Annotated in this window: 4 protein-coding genes; all 4 read left to right on the top strand. The window is 38.5% G+C overall.

What is annotated here, in order from left to right:
• Positions 1–133 precede the first annotated feature (133 nt).
• On the top strand, positions 134–475 hold the full coding sequence (locus NXS07_RS20085) for a DUF5347 family protein (protein ID WP_258087520.1): 342 nt from the start codon (positions 134–136) through the stop codon (positions 473–475).
• 74 nt (positions 476–549) lie between these two features.
• Entirely contained in the window at positions 550–744 is a 195-nt protein-coding gene (locus NXS07_RS20080; RefSeq protein ID WP_051870624.1) for a DUF2732 family protein, read from the top strand.
• Positions 737–958: a TraR/DksA family transcriptional regulator gene (locus tag NXS07_RS20075; RefSeq protein ID WP_038216638.1), complete on the top strand. Its 222-nt coding sequence runs from the start codon at positions 737–739 to the stop codon at positions 956–958. Before NXS07_RS20080 ends, NXS07_RS20075 begins: the two co-directional genes overlap by 8 nt.
• Position 959: 1 nt before the next feature.
• On the top strand, positions 960–1,349 hold a 390-nt coding region (locus tag NXS07_RS20070), incomplete at its 3' end, for a hypothetical protein (protein ID WP_258087519.1).

Here is a 1,349-nt window from a genome sequence, read left to right as displayed (position 1 = left end):
ACCAGTGCTGACTTTTGCAAAATTAAAGTAACCGGCACTAAGAAAGAAAACCCTTTGATGATGACTTTAGTTTCAATTGGTTTGGCGTCAACAATATTAACCCCGTTATTATCCATATTATAAGGGTGATGCTATGGCTAATACTGAACCGTACCGCGCTGTGCCATTAACATTGGATGAAAAAATAGACGGCATGTATCATACAGCGCAGATAAAAGGTGCTTTTTTTGATTCAGTATCAAATAGCGATAAAGCTATTTCTGAATTTATAAAAAACATGCGTGACCGTACTAATAATCGAAAACGCAATAATAAAAAATTATTGCATGGGCTTTTTCATTTGGCCGGATTACCTGAATCAAGATATGAATCTCAATATGAGGATTTCACCTCAGATGAAAGGCGTTCATTAAAAGAGGCAATGATTCAGATTCAAGCGGCTATATCATGGATGCCTAAAGATATCGCCATTTAATTAAAGCACGAAAGATAAATTTTATGACGTTCATCGTCAGGGCTTCTTATTACCTAAAAACAGGAAATAGAAAAATGAATACAGAACAACTGATAAAAATAAATAGGGAAGATGAGCGCAAAACATTAGCCGGGCGCTCTGCTTCACGTCTGAGAACATTATCGTCTTATGTGCGGGCTAATCGGATGAATTATGTCGCTGCATGTGAATTGCTGGACAGTGAAGCGGAAAAAATCGAACACGAAGCGCAGGAACTGAACCATGTCTAAGGCGCTCGACCTCGCCATTCAGCACGCTGAAAAAATGCTGGAACGCCGGATAGCCGCGCATGTTAACCGCCCTGTCGGGGTTTCTGCTTTTAAGTGTGAGAGCTGCGGAAATCCCATCCCCGAACAACGTCGAATGATTATTGCCGGTGTCACCTTCTGTACACCTTGCCAAGACGTTTTTGAACTGAAACAAAAACATTACCGGAGTGAGTGAAATGGCTAAACTTCACCTTGTTGTCGTTGATGAAAAAGAATTTAATGTAATCAAAAATAATAAAAATAAGTGTATTGGTGTTGCTGCTACTGGCGAAGAAGGCTTTAGCAAGGGAGATTTAGAACGGATACAAGATTTCTTTATTATTAAGTGTGTTGGTATTGAAAATATTTTTTGTGATCAGAATTTACCTTCTGATACCTGTAAAGGGAGTTTTATTCTGTTATGTCTGGCCGGAGAAGATGGCGGGTATGATGTTGCCTCGCAACGCGTCACTCTCAGAATTAATGAGGTGCATTATTTTCAAAATGATTTAAATCTCTACAATGAAATCAATATTTCCTTTTATGAGTATTCATTATTAGACCCTTCTTATTTTTGTTATGAGGGT

This window comes from Xenorhabdus bovienii (genome assembly GCF_024721015.1).
GTDB lineage: Bacteria > Pseudomonadota > Gammaproteobacteria > Enterobacterales > Enterobacteriaceae > Xenorhabdus > Xenorhabdus bovienii.
Note: the sequence above shows the minus strand (reverse complement) of the source record. Positions and strands in the feature narration are given on the sequence as shown.

What these genes read in the sequence shown, in the direction of transcription:
- NXS07_RS20085 (WP_258087520.1), top strand. Translation starts at nt 134, where the DNA reads ATGGCTAATACTGAACCGTACCGCGCTGTGCCATTAACATTGGATGAA.
- NXS07_RS20075 (WP_038216638.1), top strand. Translation starts at nt 737, where the DNA reads ATGTCTAAGGCGCTCGACCTCGCCATTCAGCACGCTGAAAAAATGCTG.
- NXS07_RS20080 (WP_051870624.1), top strand. Translation starts at nt 550, where the DNA reads ATGAATACAGAACAACTGATAAAAATAAATAGGGAAGATGAGCGCAAA.